We start from the raw sequence: 20309 nt of genomic DNA, 5'->3' as shown, positions 1-20309 counted from the left end.
TAATTTCATAACAGCCTGAGAGATGGTGACAAATTAAAAATAGACTTTTAAAATTTAAAAAAGATTTGTGTTCCTTTATTTACTTCGCTTTCAATTTTAAATTCAATATTGAGTAATTGTGTGATTCGCTCTACAATAGAAAGCCCTAAGCCTGATCCTTTAATTTCTGGATGAAGTGTTGGATTTGATCTGTAAAAAGGATTGAGAACCTTATCTAAATTTTCTTTGGCAATGCCAATACCATTATCCGATATCGAACAAATGGTTTTTGAATCTTTTTTAGAAAGATTAATTGAAATTTTCCCGTTTTGATTGGAATATTTTATAGCATTTGAAATCACATTACTAATAATTATAGAAACCAAATAATTATCCGATTTAATAAAATAATCTTTAGAAAAATCATATGAAATCTCTATTTTTTTATCGTTAATTTTATTCGAATATAATGTCAAGACATCCAGAATTATGGCATTTAAATAGACCTTTTCTATTCGTAAACTTTGTTTCTGATTTTCAAATCGTGCTAATAACAGCAACTGATCGACTAAATTATTCAAACGATTTACTTCGGAAATACTGAAATTAATTTTCTCTTCGTATTCGGCTTGATTTCTTGGTTTCCTAATTAAAACCTCAAGAGTTCCTTTCAATACTGTCAAAGGAGTTCTTAATTCATGGGAGGCATCGGAGGTAAATTGTTTTTCTCTCTCAACTGCATTTTCGATCCGATCCAACAAATCATTAATTGTTTTTGAAAGCACAAATAATTCGTCTTTATTTTGAGGTAAAATTATTCTGTCTTTAAGATTATCTTTAGTTATTCTACTTGAAGTCTCCGTAATTAGTGTTACTGGTTTTATACTACGTCCTGCTATGAGTCTGGCAATAAAAAACAAGAGTATGAGTATTAATGGAAAAGCAACTAAAAGTGTATTTCTAAGATTTGTCAATATTAGAGTAGCCTCATCTAGTGACATTGCTATAAGAAGATAGCCTACTTTATTATCTTTATCAAAAAGCGGAATTTGAATTTGTCTAATAGGTTTTTTATTGAAAAAGGTATCTACAAATTGATTGTCTTTATTCTCTTTGAACAATTGAAGTTGAAATCCTTTAAGATTGGGAGACTTATCAATTAATTTATTGTTATTATCTAAAAACTGAACAAAAACAGGATTTACATTTACGCTATTATTATCTCTTTTACTCCATTCATTGACTTGAATCAAATAAGTATTATTACTGTCAATTTCAATCTCCTCTTGATATTCTCTTGACTCTTCTAAAATATCCTCATTGATATGGTTATTGATGCTATATGAAGTAATTTTATAAATAGCACAAAACACTGCTGATATCAATAGTGCTGTACTGAGAATATAGTTGAAAGCAATTCTATTTTTATAGGAAAATAAAAACATATAATTAATTTATATCATTTGCAATATATCCAACACCTCGAATGGTTTTTATGAGATCCTCCTCCTTGTTAAGGTTAAGTTTCTTCCGAATGGCATTCATAAAAACATCAATTACACCTGTGTCATATTCAAAATGAATATCCCAAACATCATTGATAATCTGGTTGCGAGTACACACTTTTCCTTTATTTTTCATCAAATAAAGAAGCAGCTCATACTCTCTTTGTGTAAGCGAAACTTCTTGATTCATGGATAAAACTTGATGTTTGGACGGAATAATTTTAATATTCCCGAGAGTTAGAATATCATCTCTGTTTTCGTTGCGAAAATGGATTTTAATACGCTCTACCAATTCATCAAAACTGAAGGGTTTCTTGATGTAATCATTGGCACCAGCCTTCAAACCTTCAATAGTTTCCTGAATAGTGTCTTTGGCCGTCAAAAATAAAATAGGCGTTTTCGAATCTACTTTTCTGATTTCTTTACAAACATCAATCCCTAGCATTTGAGGCATAATCCAATCCAAAAGGATAATATCCACTTGTTGTTTTAATGCTATTTCAAGTCCCGATTTTCCGTCATAGGCAACCACTACTTCATGCCCTTCCTCTTCTAAGCCTTGTTTTAGAAAATTGGTAATTCCTATTTCGTCTTCAACAATTAGAATTTTCATTTTGATTTATTGTGTTAAAAATGATGATAGTCTTTTACTTGTTAGTAAGTGCTTTTTTTTAATTATCATTAATTTACCTGTTATTATCACAATTAAAAAAACAAGAACCAAAACTAAACTTGCATTACTATTTCCTAAATTTAATCCTTCATGTTTTGTTAAATAATCTCCAATTGTCGCACCAATTGGATGTGTTAAAATAATGGCTGACCAATAACAAATTTCTCTTGATATTTTAGTGAAAAACGCTATCAGTACTGTAATTAATAATAAAATAAATAATAATACTGTTCCTCCACCAAAACCAAGCGAAGTTTCATGAGCTAATAAATCCCCAAATGCAGTTCCTAATATACTTGAAGTTAGAAATGCAATCCAATATAGAAATTCGGTTGCTTTACTGAAACCATTCTGTATTAAACTTGATTTAGAAAATAAACGCCAAATTACAAAAGTTAATGCGAGTAAAAAAACAAGAACGATTGTTCCATGTATATATCCTAAACTTAAAGTTCTTGTAATATAGTCCGAAATTGTTGTTCCCGTTGTACTTGCCAAAGTTATAACTATCCAGTACAAAAAAACAGGTTGATTTTTTGAAAATAGTGCAAAAATTAAAGCTAGCATGAATATTGAAATTAAAGCAATAGTTCCACCTCCGTAGCCTAAATTAAATGTTTGGGAAATTAGGTCGCCAGCCGTTTCCCCCATTGTATTTGCACTTATAATTAAAGCCCAATAAAAAACATTTATTTCGGGTGATTTTTTCATTTAGTATACTTATTTTAGGTTTAAAATTAAACCTAATCCCATTTGTTTTCCATTATAAAAAGGGGTTACCATAGTCGAATTTTTCTTTGATTTAAAAATTTTACTCTCAACAGAAGGAAAAATCCAATAGGCTATTTTAGTACTTAAAATCCCAATTCCAGCTCCCATAACCACATCAGTAAACCAATGTCGATCATTATAAATTCTAAAAAAACCTGTTCCAGTTGCTACTACATAACCCGAAATTCCATACCAAATACTAACATCCTTATATTCTTGCCACAAAAATTCTGCTCCTGCAAATGCAGTTGCTGTATGTCCTGATGGAAAAGAGTTATTTGAGCTTCCGTCAGGTCTCTCTATTTTGGTTATTGATTTTAAACTAAGTACTAAACCAGACATTATTAGAAATGAAGTTCCTAGAATTATAGTTCTATCTTTTAAATCATTTTTACCTTTTATCCCAATATTATTTAACCCATAAACTGCCAATGCTGGTGCATATTGTGAAAAATCATCTACTGTAAACTTTTCATCAATGCTTTCATTTATTTCGTCTTTAATTTCGGAGTTTATATATTTCAGATAATCACTTTCAATCGCAATAATACTATACGTAATTAATGCAGCAGGAATTATTAATTGTTTTGGACTATATTTTAAATTACTATTACTTTTTTTTATACTATCATTTATATTGTTTTCATGACCAAATAGTATAAGTGGAATTATTAAAAAGAAAAATATAGTTTTTGTTTTTTTTATACTTTTTTGCAACATAATATTAGATAATTATTTGAACATTAAATAGATGGTAACTATTCGGCCTAACAAAAAATTTACACGTCCCGATGGTTATCGGGATTCACGAATTAACAAGAATTCAGGATCAAAATTGAATCTAATTTCACAAAAAAAAACACAATGCAATTTGTGCAAATTTGTGTAATTCGTGTCTGTTTTTTTTTTAATCCTACGTTAATTTGGTGTAGGCTGAATAGTAACAATAGATACTATTTAAACTAGAAACCCAACTTATTGGAATGTAAATTAAAACTAAAAAATATTAAATCAGATTCTAAGCCTTTACTCCTAAACGTAATGATTGTATTCCTTTACAAATTTCAAATGTCAGCATAAATACTTTACAAACTTAAATCAAAATAATAGCTCATAGTACGATAACAAAAACTTCTTAAGTCAAATTTAAGAATCAAATCGTTGTTACTTAAACACCATTCTAGATTCATTTTATGTATTTTTGCAAAAAAACAACACTTTATGAATCTTCTAAAAAAGTTTTCTCCTTTTTATAACCTAGCTCTGTTCTACATCATTGTAAGTTTCGTTTTGCGAATAGTTTTGGTATTTCATCCCATAACACAGACTTCTTTTGTTTTTATTGATACAATGAAAATTTTTCTAATGGGATTAGTTTCGGACGCATTTGTATTTGTGATAGCCACTGGATTCTTATGGCTGTACCTTATTTTTATATCCAACTCAAAATACTACAAACCCTATGGCTACATCATTTTTGGGCTGTTAGTGGCACTATTACTTTATATAGCATCTGGCAAAACCATTCTAAATGAATACGGTGGAGCCTTACCAAAAATAGGAATGATTTTCGTTGGTATCAAAACTTTGCTTTTTGGTTTATTGTTATTTTTGCCAAAATACAGAAGCCAAATCAGATTTTGGTTGTTCACTTTTGTGATGTTTCTATATGTTGTATTGATCCTTCAAAACGGAATTAGCGAATATTTCTTCTGGAATGAATTTGGCGTTAAATACAATTTCATAGCGGTGAATTATTTGGTTTACACCAATGAAGTAATCGGAAATATTATGGAATCCTACCCCGTAATTCCTTTGTTTTCGGGATTGTTTCTAATCGCTGGGATTGTCACTTATTTTATTGTCAAAAGAACCAGAAACTATATTGATGCGATTCCAACCTTTACCAATAAATTAAAACTATCGGGTATTTATTTGACTTTATTTGGTATTTCGGTATTGGCAATTCCTTTTTTAGCCAAAAAAGAAAACTCACAAAATGTTTTTGCCAATGAATTGCAAGCCAACGGAATATATCGTTTCTATCTGGCCTTTATGAACAGTGAATTAGATTATTTCAAATTTTATAAAACGCTACCCGAAAAAGAAGCTTTTGCATTATTAGGGAAACAAATCCCTTCTATTTCTGGCGTATCAACTTTAAGACAAATCAAAAGTGACACTGCTGAAACTCCTAAAAATGTGGTTTTAATTACCATTGAAAGTTACAGTGCCGATTTTATGAAAGCGTATGGCAACGATCAAAACATCACTCCTTTCCTTGACGATCTTGCTCAAAAAAGTTTGTTGTTTACCAATTTGTATGCTGTTGGCAATAGAACCGTTCGTGGTCTCGAAGCTGTAACCCTTTGTTTTCCTCCTACTGCTGGAGAAAGTGTAGTAAAACGAAAAGACAATAAAGACAAATTTTCTACAGGATCAATTTTTAAACAAAAAGGGTACAATGTGAAGTTTCTTTATGGTGGAGATGCCTTTTTTGATAATATGGAAGACTTTTTCATAGGGAATGGCTATGGTATTGTCGATAAAAAATCATTTGCTCCAGAAGAAGTTACGTTTGCCAATATTTGGGGCGTTTGTGACGAAGACATGGCCAATAAAGCGATAAAGGTTATGAATACCGAAGCCAAGACAGGCAAACCCTTCTTTAATCATTGGATGACTGTGAGTAACCATCGCCCTTTTACGTATCCGAACAACAAAATTGATATTCCTGGCGATGCCAAATCTCGTGACGGTGGTGTAAAATATACTGATTATGCTTTGAAGAAATTCTTTGAAATGGCTAGCAAACAACCTTGGTACAAAAATACCGTATTTGTAATTCTTGCCGACCATTGTGCTTCGAGTGCTGGTAAAACAGAACTTCCCGTAGATAAATATAGAATTCCAGCCATGATTTATAGTCCGGGCTTTATTCAGCCTCAAAAATATCCGAATGTAATGTCGCAAATAGACATTATGCCAACGCTCTTTGGTTTGTTGCATTTCAATTACCAAAGTAAATTTTACGGACAAGATGTTTTGAAATCCGATTATAAACCAAGGGCATTAATCGCAACTTATCAGGATTTGGGATTAATAAAAGATAATGTTCTAACGATTATTTCTCCAAAACAAGCCGTAAAACAGTTTCAATTGACTTTAAAACCAGATCAAAAAGTAGCACCTGAATTCCAAATCTATTACGACCAAGTTCCGTTGAGTAAAGAAAGAACTGATCTTGTCAACGAAACAATATCGTATTACCAAACAGCTTCGGATATATTGAAGAAGAAGAAATACCAACGATTGAAGTAAAACTTTATAAAATTACAACAACGGAAAAGGCCTGTAAAACTAAATTTACAGGCCTTTTTTATCTTAAAAATTCACAATTAGAAATATGTTTAGCCAGATTCAAAACCTTAACAATAGCTAATTAACGAACTTAACTTATTCTAATTAATCTGTGATAATTTGTGAAATCTGAGTCAATATTATATTTCCTTAATTAAAATCATTCTCACTTTCCAAACCAAAAAGCTTTCCTTGCTTCCAAAGTTTCAAATCATTTTTCAAATTCTTTTTATTGCGATTGGTCAATTCTTTTGAGTCTAAATCATCCAAATTTGGTTTCCCTGCATTTACCCAAGCCGTGTACCAAAAATTGGTTGTCACAACAATTGCTTTACGCATCTGATTCTCTACCATGCCATTCAAAGCTTCGTGAAATTTCGATGCATATTCTTTGGAATAGATCAAATCATTAAACTTATTTTTAGCGATATTTCCTTTCTCATCTTTGTCATACATGGTCTCTGCAGTAAAAGTTCCTCGAAGATTTCTATCAACCAACAAAAGAGGCTCAACAAGACTGTGGGTATCTTTTATCATATCCCAAGTCGCTTTTTCCACATTATCTACATACTTGGCTTCCCCAGTATAGAAATTATAATTTTTACCAAACATTTCAGGTAAACGTGATTCCCACAAAGAATGAATTCCTTTTTGATTAGTCAATTGTCCATCGTGATTAGCCGAAGTATGCAAAGGCATATGCGCATCGCCAATGTAATGCGCCAAATCAGCCGCTAGAAACAAAATTTCAGTTTTCCTTTTATCCTTGAAAGCTTTCGTCAACTTGGTCATTGTTTCCTGTATGTACCAAGGTAGAATTCCGTTATTGGATAAAAATTTCTCATCGTACTTTTTCTTAACCTCCTCAAATGGAAGCGGAATAGAATCTGCAGCACCAAAATTCTCCATGTCCATAAAATGACGGGGATTTTCCGCTTTATCACGCAAGGTGTATTTACGCAAATCAGGAACCGTTGATTCTTGGGTTATAAAATCAAGATGATTATAAAAAAAAGTTTGTAAAGGCTTCGGCAATGCCATAACTGCCGCATTATTAATATGTTCGTGGCCAAAAACACCCCAAGACAAACTAATAAAAGCAATACCAATGACAGAAAAAGTAAGAACTGACTGTTTTAATTTAAAATTTTTCATTATATTTATTTAATTGAACTACAAAAGTATTTTTTTTAAAGATAATTCAAGCAAATCAGGTTTAAATTTATGTTAATTCAACGAAATTAAATTAAAATGTTTAGACATCAAGGCAAAAATAGGACTTCAAAACACAATTTACGTCTTGCAGCATTATTGTCATTTGTAGCTGGAATTGTAAATATAACGGGAGTTTTGTCTGTAAAAACATTGACTACAAATGTTACAGGACATTTTGCCTTTTTTGCCGAAGAAGTAACCAAACACAATTATCAAGCTGCCATTGTATTTCTAATATATACTTTGTTCTTTTTGGCGGGGTCTTTTACCTCTAATTTTTTGGCTGAAGTAGTTTCAAAAAAAAATCAAGACCTTTTCCATGTAGCACCAATAACAATCGAAATAGTTATTTTAGTCTCTTTGGGTCTTTTTGGCATGCAAACTGATTTTTATTTATTTGACAAAAAATGGATAGCCTTTGGCCTTCTTTTTGCCATGGGTATTCAAAATTCATTGGTAACCAAAATCTCTCAGTCTACAGTCAGAACTACACACTTAACAGGACTCTTTACCGATTTGGGAATTGAATTATCACAATTATTTTTCTATAAAAAACCAGAGGAACGAAAATCCTTAAAAACCAGTATTTATTTAAGATTATCCATTATTTCATTCTTCTTTCTGGGTTGTTTTATGGGCGGATTTATCTACGGTTTTCTAGCGCTTAAAACGCTATTTATTGCAGCTGTTTTTCTCTTTATCGCACTTTATTATGATTACATTCTATTGAATTTCATTACGATTAAACGAAAAAAAATTAATTTTAATTGAAATAAAGAATTGAGATTAAAGTTCCTACTGCAATAAACCCCCAAAGCAACACACCTTGCAATAAAGGCAACAATCCCACCGATTTCAAAACAGAGCGATTCAACCCTGCTCCTATCAAAAATAAAGTAACAGTTAACCCTGTTTTCGCAATGGAAACCAAATGCGGAGCTACACTCGCAACAGGAGAAAAATAAGTATTGCAAACCATTGCCAAAATGAACAATCCAATAAAATATGGAATCTTCAGTTTGCTGGTTTTATTTTTAAAAGCAACTGCAGTAATCAAAGCCACAGGGATAATCCACAAAGCTCTTGCCAATTTTACCGTTGTCGCTACCTGCAAAGCTTCCGCTCCATACTTATTGGCCGCTCCAACTACAGAACTCGTATCGTGAATGGCAATGGCACACCACAAACCAAAATCATTTTGAGACATATTCAACCAATGCCCAACGGCAGGAAACACAAACAATGCAATCGAATTCAGTATAAAAATTACACCCAAAGCTACCGAAGTTTGCTTCTCATTAGATTGGATTACGGGAGCAATAGCGGCAATAGCGCTTCCACCACAAATAGCCGTTCCGCAAGAAATAAGATGAGATGTTTTTTTCTGAATGTTAAACCATTTTCCCAATAAAGTTCCCAAAGCTATAGTTGCTATAATGGAACCAATTGTAAAAAGAAAACCTTCCTTACCCGCCGCTACCGCACTATGCACATTCATTCCAAACCCCAATCCTACCACCGAAACTTGTAGTAATATGTTAGTCGCTTTATGGTTCAAATGCAAAAAAGGATGTCCAGAAAGATTGGCTACAATCAAACCCAATAACAAGGCTATAGGAGACGAAATGACAGGGAATAAACAAAGAAGCAACAGCAAAACAAAAATAATTTGTTGTACTGTAGTATTGATTTTAGGAAAAATTAAGGTATTAACACTATTGGTTTTCATTTGTTTTGTTCTTTTTAACACCACAAAGATCGCTATAAAACCCTATCGCCACCAATCGTTAAAAATAATCCACTATAACTTTAGGTTATAATAGCTCGAAATGTTTTTTATAAATAATTCCGAAAGAGAATCCGATTTTCCTTGTAAAGTAATAATGTAAAAATAACGCTCAATTATCAAATCATCTACATCAATAATTTGTAATTCTTTATTTTTCAACTCCTTATCAATAGCATGTATCGAAATAAAAGCAACACAATTCGAATTCATCAAATACGATTTGATACTTTCGGTGCTACCCAATTGCATTTCAACCTGTAATTGATCTATTTTGATATTGAAAGGTTTTAAGGCATATTCAATAACCTCAAGTGTTCCAGAGCCTTGTTCCCGCATTACAAATCTCAAAGATTTAAAATCGGAAGGAGTAATTTCTTTTTTTCGAACTAATGGATTATTGGGATTGCAAACCAAAACCAACTCATCTTTAATGAATTGGGTGTATTTTATGGATTGATTTTTGGATTGTCCTTCTACAATTCCTATTTCAATTTCTTTGTTTAACAAAGCGTTTTCAATTTGCTCTGTATTTCCGTTAAGCAAGCTCACTTTTACAGCTTCCAGTTTTTGATGAAAGCGAGCCAATAGTGGTGGAATGATATATTGGGAAATCGTGGTACTGGCTCCCAATCGCAGCACACCTTTGCGCTCATTGATAAACGTACTCATATCAAAGTCGATTTCCCTGTAAATCTCAAAGATATTTTTGGTATGTTTCAACAACACTTCCCCTGCATTGGTCAGAGCAATTTTCGAACCGTTTCTTTCAAAAAGTTTGATTTTGTATTCTTCTTCCAATTCCTGAATATGCTTGGAAATAGCGGGCTGTGTAATGAATAATTCAGCAGCGGCTTTGGTAAAGCTCAATCGTGTAGCGACAGTGAAAAACACTTTTAGTCTAAAATCCATATTGGTCTTTTTGATTATTTAGCTCGTATAAATAAACCTTTATTAAATTAAGCCAATTTCAAAAAAAATCAGTTGTAACTGCCATTGGTCGTAGGCAGTATTATAAGTTTTCTAATTTTTTAATTTCAGTTTTTAAATTTTCTAAATGACGATTTATAATTGCCCAAACTATGGAATTATCAATACTGTCGTAAGCGTGAACTAAACGATTACGGAAGCCAATAATTTGCTTGTCATTTTCAATTACAATTTCAGATTCAGATTCAACCTGTCTTAATTTATTTAAAGCCTCCCCAATAATTACCAATTGCCTTTCGACAACACTTTGAGTTTTTCTATCTTTATCATAAATATTAAAATCTGTAATGTCAATAGTAAATTCGCGAATTAAGTTTATCGCCATTACCACATCAGAAAGATACTTTTTGCTCTTTTCCGTCATAAAGTAAAACTTTTGTAGAGTCTATATTTTTTCTAAGAATTGGATTTTTAATGGATGAATTAGTCAATAAATCAACTTTTCTTTGAAAAAATTCTTCGAGCTTATCCCAAATATCCATCAAGTTTTCTCCACGTTCGATTGGATCTTCGTTATCAATTTCAATTAGTAAATCAATATCACTAGATTCATCATTGAAATCCTCAGTCACAGCTGAACCAAAAGCATAAATATTTTTAACATTATGGCTTTTGCATAATGTCAAAAATTCAGTTAATTTCATTTGTATTGACTCTTTCATTTTCATTAAGCTAAGATAGTTTATTTTTCTGAAAGCTATCTACTTACTAATCACTAAAGACTATTCACTAATCACTCTAAAACCTACAACATCCCATTATACTTTCGAACAAACCATTCTGTAGAAAGAAAAATAGCAATCAAAACCAACAGCCATTTCCAATCAATCAAAGGCGATTTGGTCACAACATCTTTTTGAACGGCTTTGTATTCCTCATTTTCCAAAAGTGTTTTTATCAGCGCATCAATTTGATTTGGATAAAAAGCTGCCCCTTTGGTTTGCGCTGCCAATTGTTTCAGTTTTTGAACATCTGGATTTACAAATTGCTTTTCAATATCAAAATCCAGAATCTCAAAATGACCTGAATACGATGTTTTTGAATTTAATTCTTTTACAGAGAAATTATAGCTTCCTGCCAAAAGACCGTCAAGATTTACTTTGTAGGTATTATTTCCTTTTAAAAGGTCGAAATTTTTGGTTTGTTTTGTTTTGATGTTGGTTACAGCAATCGTCAAACTTGCTTTTTCATCAAAATCATAATTCTTGTTGAAATATTGGGCGGCAATTTCGATAGCTTCGCCAGAGTTGTAAAAACTTTCGTGATTGACAACCAATGATTTTTTCGCATTATTGGAAGCCAAATATTGTATAATCTTATTGATGAAAACATCATATTTCTCAAAGGATTGATTGTCAATGTGGCTTTGTAAACTCCATTTCCAACTGTTTTCCCCAAATAAATAGGCCGCTCTTTTACCTTGATTTTCCGTAAAAGACAATAAAGGCGCTTTGGTATCTATGTTTCTTATTTTGGCAGAAAGTAACACATTCACTTCTCCATTAGTAGTAATTGTCCCAAAATTATTTTGCAAAGGCGGTAAATTTTCGAACCCTAAATTATCTACCGCAAAAAGATTGAACTGTGAATCAAAACCTGCCAAATAATCCTCTTCCTGACCACTCATTTTAAAAACAAAATTGTTTTGCTGTTGGTTCAAAAATGAAAAATCAGTACTCGTTCCCGTTATGATAAACGTATTCAAATTGGCTTTTTTATTATAATCAAAAACCGATTTGAATGCCGTAGTCGGCTGATACAAAACCAGTACATTATAATCTTGCAGCGATTTTACCTCATTCGGCTTCAATACTATAACTTTATGTTGCAAATTAGACTCAATGGCTCTTTTTAAAACACCAATATCAGGATGATTTAGAGTCGAAACAATAGCAACTGTTGTTTTTTGGTCAATGACTTCAACGGCAAAATTCTTGATATTATTGAAGGTGTTTTTTTCACTTTCTTTAGAATCTATTTTTGCTTTATAAATCTGTACACCTACTTTATTGGCAGGCAAAAGTACATTTACAACTGCCGTTTTCTTCGATGGAGAAAAAGAAACACTTTGTTTGTGCAACACATCATTTCCTTGCGTGATACTAAAATCAGCCATAACACTTTTATCCCCAGCATATTGTAAAAACACTTCAACAGGAAATTTGTTCTTTAGAAATGCATACTTATTAACATTCAACTGGTTGATTTTCAAATCCAACACTTTGGTGGTATCTCCCAAAACCAAAGGATAGACTTTATTGTTTTCATCAAAACTATAGACATAATCATTCCCCGTAGTTTGATTTCCATCGGTTATAAGTACCGTTGGATAAAAAGCATTTTTGTAGATACTCTTTAAGTTCTTGGCAACTAAATCTAAATTGGTTTGAGTTCCCTTAAAAGTTAAACTATCCGATTGTTGAAAATCAGTATCAAAAAGATAGGATTGCACTTCAAATTTTTCTTGAATCGCTTTATTCGAAGCTATTTTTTGGGCTAAATCAACCGCTTTTTCTTTGGCATTCAAAAAAGAAATCGAGCTTGAATTATCAACCACAATAGGCAAAGACGTTTTTATAATTTCCAGTTTATTGGTCGTGATAATAGGATTTATCAGAAGCAACAGTATGGAAAAAATGGTAAGAGAACGCAAAAAAGTCAAAAACAAATACACATTCGATTTGTTTTTGACTTTGTATAAATATTGAAAAAACGACAAACCACCCGCTATTAATAAAGAAAGTAGTAGTAATAGAATCGTGTTTGTTGTCATTTATATTAGTTTTCAGTTTTCAGTTTTCAGTTTTCAGTGGACTGCTGTAAATAAGAAGTGATTCGTTTCCCAAACTCATTTCTAAAACTGCCTACTGCGACTGAACACTGAATACTCTTTTTTAAGTAAGCATTCCTCCACAAACATTCAACACTTGACCTGTAACATAAGCACTCATATCGGATGCAAAGAACAAACAAGCATTGGCAACGTCTTCGGTAGAACCTCCGCGTTTCAAAGGAATTCCTTCTCTCCAACCTTTTACAACATCTTCACTTAATTTTGCTGTCATTTCAGTTTCAATAAAACCTGGTGCAATAACATTACAACGAATGTTACGAGAACCTAATTCTAGTGCTACTGATTTTGAAAAACCAATCACACCCGCTTTTGAAGCCGCATAATTCGTTTGACCAGCATTCCCTTTTACCCCAACCACAGAACTCATATTGATAATAGAACCCGAACGTTGTTTCAAGAATGTTTTTTGAATCGCTTTGGTCATATTAAAAACCGATTTTAAGTTTACATCGATAACTTGATCAAAATCAGCTTCAGACATACGCATCATTAAATTATCTTTGGTAATTCCGGCGTTGTTTATCAAGATATCAACTGTACCAAAATCAGCTAAAACTGCATCTACAAATTTTTGAGCTTCATTAAAATCGGCTGCATTAGATTGGTATCCTTTGGCTTTTATTCCTAAAGCATTCAATTCATTTTCTAAAGCCTGTGCAGATTCTACAGATGAGCTATAAGTAAAGGCAACATTTGCACCATTTTTAGCAAAAATTTCTGCAATTCCTTTTCCAATTCCACGACTTGCGCCAGTAATAATGGCAACTTTTCCTTCTAGTAATTTCATAATTTAGTTATTCTTGTTTTTTATTAGGAATATGATATTCTTAATTCCTATTTATGATTTAGAATCTTAGCAATTTCATATCCTGTTCTTTAAATTAGTCATTAATCCAGTCATTCGTTTTAAATATAATCCACTGAATATCAGAATAATTATTAAATTTTACACTGTTTTTGTTTTTTTTTGTGAGAAAAAAAACAAAGAATTTCCACTTCTAAAATTCAGATTTACTGAACTCCTTCTTGAAATAAAAGTTTGATGGAATAATCTAGATTAATTTACAAAGGTCAAATATAATAATAAAATACGGATAGAAAAAAATGAAATTCAATTAAACCTTTTAAAAAAAAGCAGGTCTTAACCTAAAGCCAAAAAAAATCATCAACCTTTAATTAAACAATTATGAAGCTGAATTCCTGTAAAAAAATAGTACTATTTCTATTTGGTGTTTTAACAATTACATCCTGTAGTAAAGATGAGTCAGCAGACAGCACTACTCCTCCTCTAAATAACACAGACCTGCCTGCGGTTTACAAAAAAATATATGGCGCCACTAGCATTACTACTGACGGCACCTATATAACTATAAAATCAACTGGTCTTCCAGATCATAAAAGCGTTTATTATGAAACTACAAATCCATTATACGAAGCTTTTAGTGGCTCAACATTTGGAGGGAATACCTTCAAGAAAAATCCAAATTCTATTGTTGCAAAAACATATACTTTTAAGATTCCATTAGACCCAAAAGTAAGCTCAACTCACGCAGCAACACCACTTGGAGCTATCGGAGTAGCTGTTAATGGAATTCCGCTATACAATCAATATGCAGCACCAAATACTCCACTTACAAGTGAAGTTATTTCATTCGATCAATATAGAGGACATCCATCAGGTACAGGAAGTTACCATTACCACGTAGAGCCTTTGTACTTGACTACTGTTAAAGTTACCAAATCCTCTTTACTTGGATTTTTACTGGATGGATTTCCTGTTTATGGACCTGAAGAAAATGGAATTGAAGTAACCAATGCTATGCTTGATGGGTATCATGGACATACGTCAGTAACCCCAGATTATCCAAATGGAATTTATCATTATCATATAAACAACACCGATCCTTATATAAATGGAAGTGGATTTTATGGGACTCCAGGTACTGTAACGCAATAATTATGAAAGGTATTTTAGGTATATATTTTTTAATTTTCTTTCTTTTTTCCTGTAATAATGTTAAAAAGAAAGATAGCTTAATAGTTAAAGAAATTCCTAATATTTACATTGAGGTCAATACTCTAGGTTTGAAAAAAACACAGGACATCATTTTTCTAAATGGAAAAAAATTTGATGGCTGCGTTTATGAAATGTACAATCCAAAGGATACAGCTTTTACAAAATCCTATTCGAATGGAATTGATGAAGGCGTTCATAAAAGTTGGTATTCCAATAGACAATTAGCCGAAAAACGTTTTTATCATTTGGGCAAAAAAGTAGGAACACATCACTACTGGTGGGAAAACGGAAAAAAGCAAATGGAGTACCAAATATCAAACGATGAATATACTGGGGAATTCAAAGAATGGAACAGGGATGGTCAATTGATAAAGTTTTTTCATTACAAAAAAGGACAAGAAGATGGCAGTCAGAAATTATATTATGACAACGGTTCTATTCGATCCAATTATGTAATTATCTCTGGAAGAAGGTATGGATTATTAGGAACTAAAAATTGTAAAAATGTCAAAGAAAATGCTACTCATTAGTTTTATTTTGTTTCAGATAAGCTGTACGAACACTAGTAAAACTATTAACTTACCGTATTATAACACTGCTGATTTTTATCCCATTTTTTTGAATAAACTTGACGCAGAAAAACAAATAAATCATACCATAGCTGATTTCAGCATGACTGATCAGCATAATAAAACCATCACTCAAAAAGATATTGAAAGGAAAATTCATGTTGCCAATTTCTTTTTTGCAAGCTGTGGTTCCATTTGCCCTAAAATGACAAATAATTTAATTGCATTTCAAAATAAATTCAAGGACGATAAAGACATTGTGCTACTTTCCTATAGCGTTACCCCTTGGCAAGATAGCGTAGCAGTTTTAAAAAACTTTTCAAAAAAATATAAAATTACAGCTCCCAATTGGCATTTGCTCACTGGAGAAAAGTCAGCTATTTATAAATTAGCCCGACAAAGTTATTTTGCGGAAGAAAATATAGGATTTGCAAAAGACACTTCTCAATTTATGCATACAGAACACCTTCTTTTGGTAGACAAAAACAAAAAAATAAGAGGGATTTATAACGCAACGCTTCAATTAGAGATTGAACAGCTTATAAAAGATGTAGCAGTTTTAAAAAATGAACACTAAAGCATTTCCTAATTAATACTTAAATTCAATTAATAAATGAAAAATTATTACTTCTATATTCTATTTGCCCTTGGAATCTTTCAATCCTATTCTCAAACAGTTGGTTTGATACAACATGATTCCGGCACACTTGATAATGGCTATGTACTATTTGCTCCCATAAATAGCACCACTACCTATCTTATTGACAAATGCGGCAAACAAGTTAAAACCTGGCCAAGCACCTACAAACCTGGTCAATCAGTTTACCTTTTAGAGGACGGAAATTTATTGCGACCGGGAAATACAAACAACACTACTTTTAATGCAGGTGGCAAAGGTGGTATAATCGAAAAAATGGACTGGAATGGAAATGTAATATGGAGTTATACCATTTCAAATACATCAGAATGTCAACATCACGATATCAAAGTGTTGCCAAATGGAAATGTTTTAGCAATTGTTTGGGAATCTAAAACCAGTACAGAAGCCATTGCACAAGGCAGGAATCCGTCATTGACAACTACAACAGTATGGAGCGAAAAAATCATTGAAATTCAACCTGTTGGGACTACTGGAGGAACTATAGTTTGGGAATGGTATTTATGGGATCACCTAATTCAAGATTATGATAATACCAAACCAAATTATGGTACAATAGCATCTAATCCACAATTGCTGAATCTAAATTATGCAGCTAGTGCAAATGCAACTTTAGGGGTAGATTGGATTCATTTAAATGCTATCGATTACAATTCCAATTTAAATCAGATATTATTAAGTTCTCACTCTTTTGATGAAGTTTGGATAATAGATCACAGCACTACAACTGCCCAAGCAGCAAGTCATGCGGGAGGAAACTCAGGAAAAGGAGGAGATGTTATATACCGTTGGGGAAATCCTCAAGCGTACAATAATGGTAGCACTAGCGATCAGAAATTATTTGGACAACACAATGCTCAATGGATCGAAAACGGACTTCCATACCAAAATCAGATTATGATTTTTAACAATGGAAATGGTAGAACTGGAGGAAATTATTCGACAGTAGATATTATTGATCCACCAATAAGTGGATATAACTATACAGCAACTTTACCTTACTTGCCAACCACAACTTCTTGGATGTACAATAGTGGCAATCCAAATAGTTTTTATGCGCAAAATATATCAGGTTCACAACAACTCTCCAATGGCAATGTATTATTATGCAATGGTCCAAGTGGCATATTTACCGAAGTAAATTCAGCTGGAACAACACTTTGGAAATATGTAAATCCAGCCAATACTTCTGGTATTATTAGTCAAAATTCGACTCCTTCTCAAAATTTGTCTTTTAGATGTCTTTTCTACCCCAATAATTATAGTGGGTTTTCTGGACATACATTAACATCAGGAAGTATTATCGAAAATTCAAATACAATTTCTAGTTCTTGTAATCTAACATTATCGGTAGTTGATAATTTAATAATCAAAGATTTGGTTGTGTATCCAAATCCAACAAATGATGAATTTCACATTACAATTTCGGATTTAAATTCTTCAAAAGTAGGAATTGAAATTTTAAACAGTTTGGGACAAATAGTACTCAAAGAAAGTTTTAATTCAAATCAAATCACAGTTTCTACTAACGGATTAGCAAAAGGAATCTATTTTGTAAAAGTAGCCATAGATTCTAATAGTAAAACCTTTAAAATGATTGTTAATTGAGATATTTTCTTGAAAATTTTCTGAAACCAGGAATTATGGATTAAAATTGTCAATTCTTTTTAAATAGCAAAAACACCTTCAAAAAGTTGAATACAATTTGGAGGTGTTTTATAAATAGAACGATAATAGTTGCTAATTCTATAAATTAGGTTGGTAAAAAACTACAAACACAATTTATCAACTATTTTAGAAATAGGGCTTATTTCTGTAGTGTTCTCAATCGTTGGCCCTGCAACCCAAACGGTTTTATAAGTAACTTGGGTCGCGGCTTTAGTAACAGCATTTGATCCCATCATGTACCGAATCATTTTTACCCACTTTTTTAAAGTTTTGTTTTTATTTAAAGTGTTTTCCAGCCAAGTTTGTTGGGTCCCCACTTTCTTAACATAAGGCGTATTGATAACCGTACAAGGTGTTCCCGATATTTTTTCGGTCAATACAATGTCTTTTGCTCCATAATCAACACAGGCTTGTTTGTATTCCTGTGAAACTCCTGATTCATAAGAAGCTATAAACGGGCTTCCGACAGAAACACCAATAGCTCCATAACCTAACATTTCTTCCAGTTCCTGTTTCGTACCAACACCTCCTGCTGAAATAACAGGCAATGATGTATTTAAATTTAATTCTTCAATCAATTTCTTGGCAGTTAGCAAACCTCTATGACCTCCTGCTTGATTATTTACAGCAATTAATGCATCTGCTCCCAAACTCTCCACTTTTTTAGCAAAAGCCAAGTCTGTAACATCGCAAAATACTTTAATTCCAACCTTGTGGGCTGCATTTATAGTTTCCTCTGGCGAACCCAAAGAAGTGATTATAAAATCCACTTTTTCTTCACACAATACCGCCAATTGATCTTTATATTTGATATTTGATTTATTGACAATCAAATTATACCCAAAACTCCCACCTTCAACTTTGGCTTCTCTTAGTTCAATAATTGAAGCACGTAACTCCTCTAATGTTCGGTAATTTAATGCTGGAATACAACCCGCTACCCCTGATTTCATACCTTCAATAACCATTTTAGTATTCGAAACCAAAAACATGGGTGCCATAATTAATGGGCGTTTGATTTTTAAAAGGGAAATTAATGTTGGTTTTATCATCATATAAAATTTAAGGAGATACAAATATAACAAAATATACTATGCGTGCCTAGTATTTTAAATCCAAACACTAGATACTTTATAATTATCCGGTAAATAAGTAAGGTATTGCACCATTCTGGGCGTTTTATTACGATTTGGTGTGGCACAATGAGGTAGTGCCTGATGCCAAATAATAAAATCCCCAGCATTTCCAACTACAGGAATAGATTTTAGTGTTTTCAAAGCGACTTCTCTTGCATTTTCATTAGGAGATAAATCATGAATCCAGTCTTCTATTTTGTGATGAAATCCAGCAACACAATGAAATGCACCATCATCAATACCGCAATCTGTTAAATAAAGGAGTCCTTGAAAAGCAAATGGTATGGGTAAATGTAGACTTACATCCCAATGCAAAGTACTTCCTAAAAATTGAAAATTATCGTTTTCGGGAGGGTTAAAACTAACTTTATCAATGGTTTTGTAAATTTGCGTAGTGCCATAAAGTTGCTCATATGCTTTTTGAATACGTTTAGATTGCCTGTTCTTATTAAGCGTTGGATGATCAGAAAAAGTAAGCATTAAACCTCTCTGCTCTGCATTACTTTGATACCATGACTCTTCTTTGTCAGGATTTATCCCTAAAAATTCCCAAATTGCTTCTTGAGTAGCTTCGCATTCCGATCTAGAAATAGCATTTTTCACTACAACATATCCATTTTCTTTCCAAAACATTAAATCTTCTTCCGAAAGTACATTCTCGTCTAGATCTGGTTCATTTATAGAAATAGTTTTTTTATTTTCTAAAATCCATTCTTTAAACAAGACCAAACTTGGTTTTTCAAAATAAAGATAACGAAGCGTATCTTCCATTCCAATACCCATTCGATATAAGATTTCTATTTCCTTATTCCAGCTACAATTTTCGTCATGTGCCTTGTTACTATTTGGATTTAATGTTCGCTGCCAAAGTTTTTCAAGAATAATAAATTCCATAATTATTAAGATTGATGATAATCAACAAAAATAAAGAAAATCACGACACATTTTGTTATTTCCACACATTTTAGAGGAAATTAATATGCGATTTACATTACAACTTAATAAAATAAAAGCAAAAAAAATCCCCATCACTAAATGATGAGGATTCTTTAAAGAAAGGCGACGACATACTCTCCCACATAACTGCAGTACCATCTGCGCAGGCGGGCTTAACTACTCTGTTCGGGA

19 protein-coding genes are annotated in these 20309 nt (G+C 32.3%); 6 read left to right on the top strand and 13 right to left on the bottom strand.

What is annotated here, in order from left to right; genetic code table 11:
- Positions 1-47: 47 nt before the first annotated feature.
- Genes FNW52_RS09490 through FNW52_RS09475 form a run of 4 tightly spaced genes read right to left on the bottom strand, consistent with a single transcriptional unit; the run spans position 48 to position 3648 of the window.
- Entirely contained in the window at positions 48-1424 is a 1377-nt protein-coding gene (locus FNW52_RS09490) for a HAMP domain-containing sensor histidine kinase (protein ID WP_143377228.1), read from the bottom strand.
- A gap of 4 nt (positions 1425-1428) precedes the next feature.
- The gene (locus FNW52_RS09485) at positions 1429-2097 is read right to left on the bottom strand and encodes a response regulator transcription factor (protein ID WP_143377227.1); all 669 of its coding nucleotides are present in this window, start codon (positions 2095-2097) and stop codon (positions 1429-1431) included.
- 6 nt (positions 2098-2103) lie between these two features.
- Positions 2104-2868, bottom strand: coding sequence for a hypothetical protein (locus FNW52_RS09480; RefSeq protein ID WP_143377226.1), 765 nt, complete (start codon positions 2866-2868; stop codon positions 2104-2106).
- Between the two features lie 9 nt (positions 2869-2877).
- Positions 2878-3648 carry a phosphatase PAP2 family protein gene (locus tag FNW52_RS09475; RefSeq protein WP_143377225.1) on the bottom strand — a complete coding sequence of 257 codons (771 nt, stop codon included), beginning with the start codon at positions 3646-3648 and terminating at the stop codon, positions 2878-2880.
- A gap of 501 nt (positions 3649-4149) precedes the next feature.
- Between FNW52_RS09475 and FNW52_RS09470 the strand changes: the two genes are divergently transcribed.
- Positions 4150-6249 (top strand): LTA synthase family protein, encoded by a 2100-nt coding sequence (locus tag FNW52_RS09470; protein WP_143377224.1) that lies wholly within the window; start codon positions 4150-4152, stop codon positions 6247-6249.
- A 189-nt stretch (positions 6250-6438) separates the two neighbouring features.
- Here FNW52_RS09470 and FNW52_RS09465 read toward each other — a convergent pair whose 3' ends face one another.
- On the bottom strand, positions 6439-7443 hold the full coding sequence (locus FNW52_RS09465) for a zinc dependent phospholipase C family protein (protein WP_143377223.1): 1005 nt from the start codon (positions 7441-7443) through the stop codon (positions 6439-6441).
- A gap of 96 nt (positions 7444-7539) precedes the next feature.
- Between FNW52_RS09465 and FNW52_RS09460 the strand changes: the two genes are divergently transcribed.
- Complete coding sequence (locus tag FNW52_RS09460; RefSeq protein WP_143377222.1) at positions 7540-8274, top strand: YoaK family protein; 735 nt, start codon at positions 7540-7542, stop codon at positions 8272-8274.
- Here the strand turns inward: FNW52_RS09460 and FNW52_RS09455 are convergent.
- The 6 genes from FNW52_RS09455 to fabG all read right to left on the bottom strand — a co-directional run bounded on the left by FNW52_RS09455 (position 8267) and on the right by fabG (position 13920).
- Complete coding sequence (locus tag FNW52_RS09455; RefSeq protein ID WP_143377221.1) at positions 8267-9232, bottom strand: YeiH family protein; 966 nt, start codon at positions 9230-9232, stop codon at positions 8267-8269. The two genes, FNW52_RS09460 and FNW52_RS09455, sit on opposite strands and share 8 nt — an antisense overlap.
- Before the next feature lie 72 nt (positions 9233-9304).
- A complete protein-coding gene (locus FNW52_RS09450; protein WP_143377220.1) occupies positions 9305-10201 on the bottom strand; it encodes a LysR family transcriptional regulator in 897 nt (298 codons plus the stop codon).
- Positions 10202-10301: 100 nt separating this feature from the next.
- Positions 10302-10643, bottom strand: a complete 342-nt coding sequence (locus tag FNW52_RS09445; protein WP_143377219.1) for a DUF86 domain-containing protein — start codon at positions 10641-10643, stop codon at positions 10302-10304.
- Positions 10612-10947, bottom strand: a complete 336-nt coding sequence (locus FNW52_RS09440) for a nucleotidyltransferase family protein (RefSeq protein WP_143377218.1) — start codon at positions 10945-10947, stop codon at positions 10612-10614. Before FNW52_RS09440 ends, FNW52_RS09445 begins: the two co-directional genes overlap by 32 nt.
- Before the next feature lie 77 nt (positions 10948-11024).
- Entirely contained in the window at positions 11025-13052 is a 2028-nt protein-coding gene (locus FNW52_RS09435; RefSeq protein WP_143377217.1) for a hypothetical protein, read from the bottom strand.
- 121 nt (positions 13053-13173) lie between these two features.
- A complete protein-coding gene (gene fabG, locus FNW52_RS09430; protein WP_143377216.1) occupies positions 13174-13920 on the bottom strand; it encodes a 3-oxoacyl-[acyl-carrier-protein] reductase in 747 nt (248 codons plus the stop codon).
- 399 nt (positions 13921-14319) lie between these two features.
- Here fabG and FNW52_RS09425 point away from each other — a divergent pair, with 399 nt between their 5' ends.
- The 4 genes from FNW52_RS09425 (at position 14320) to FNW52_RS09410 (ending at position 17985) form a co-directional block, all read left to right on the top strand.
- The gene (locus tag FNW52_RS09425; protein ID WP_143377215.1) at positions 14320-15090 is read left to right on the top strand and encodes a YHYH protein; all 771 of its coding nucleotides are present in this window, start codon (positions 14320-14322) and stop codon (positions 15088-15090) included.
- Positions 15091-15218: 128 nt separating this feature from the next.
- Positions 15219-15680: a toxin-antitoxin system YwqK family antitoxin gene (locus FNW52_RS09420; protein ID WP_143377214.1), complete on the top strand. Its 462-nt coding sequence runs from the start codon at positions 15219-15221 to the stop codon at positions 15678-15680.
- Entirely contained in the window at positions 15655-16296 is a 642-nt protein-coding gene (locus tag FNW52_RS09415) for an SCO family protein (protein WP_143377213.1), read from the top strand. The genes FNW52_RS09420 and FNW52_RS09415 overlap by 26 nt, the downstream gene beginning before the upstream one ends.
- Positions 16297-16332: 36 nt before the next feature.
- The gene (locus FNW52_RS09410) at positions 16333-17985 is read left to right on the top strand and encodes an aryl-sulfate sulfotransferase (protein ID WP_143377212.1); all 1653 of its coding nucleotides are present in this window, start codon (positions 16333-16335) and stop codon (positions 17983-17985) included.
- A 161-nt stretch (positions 17986-18146) separates the two neighbouring features.
- On the opposite strand, the gene FNW52_RS09405 is transcribed toward FNW52_RS09410, so the two are convergent.
- Positions 18147-19097, bottom strand: coding sequence for a nitronate monooxygenase family protein (locus FNW52_RS09405; RefSeq protein ID WP_143377393.1), 951 nt, complete (start codon positions 19095-19097; stop codon positions 18147-18149).
- A 57-nt stretch (positions 19098-19154) separates the two neighbouring features.
- Positions 19155-20075 (bottom strand): phytanoyl-CoA dioxygenase family protein, encoded by a 921-nt coding sequence (locus tag FNW52_RS09400; RefSeq protein ID WP_143377211.1) that lies wholly within the window; start codon positions 20073-20075, stop codon positions 19155-19157.
- Positions 20076-20309: the final 234 nt, after the last annotated feature.

Origin of the sequence: Flavobacterium sp. ZT3R18 (assembly GCF_007097385.1) — a bacterium.
GTDB lineage: Bacteria > Bacteroidota > Bacteroidia > Flavobacteriales > Flavobacteriaceae > Flavobacterium.
This window is presented reverse-complemented; position numbering and strand designations above follow the sequence as displayed.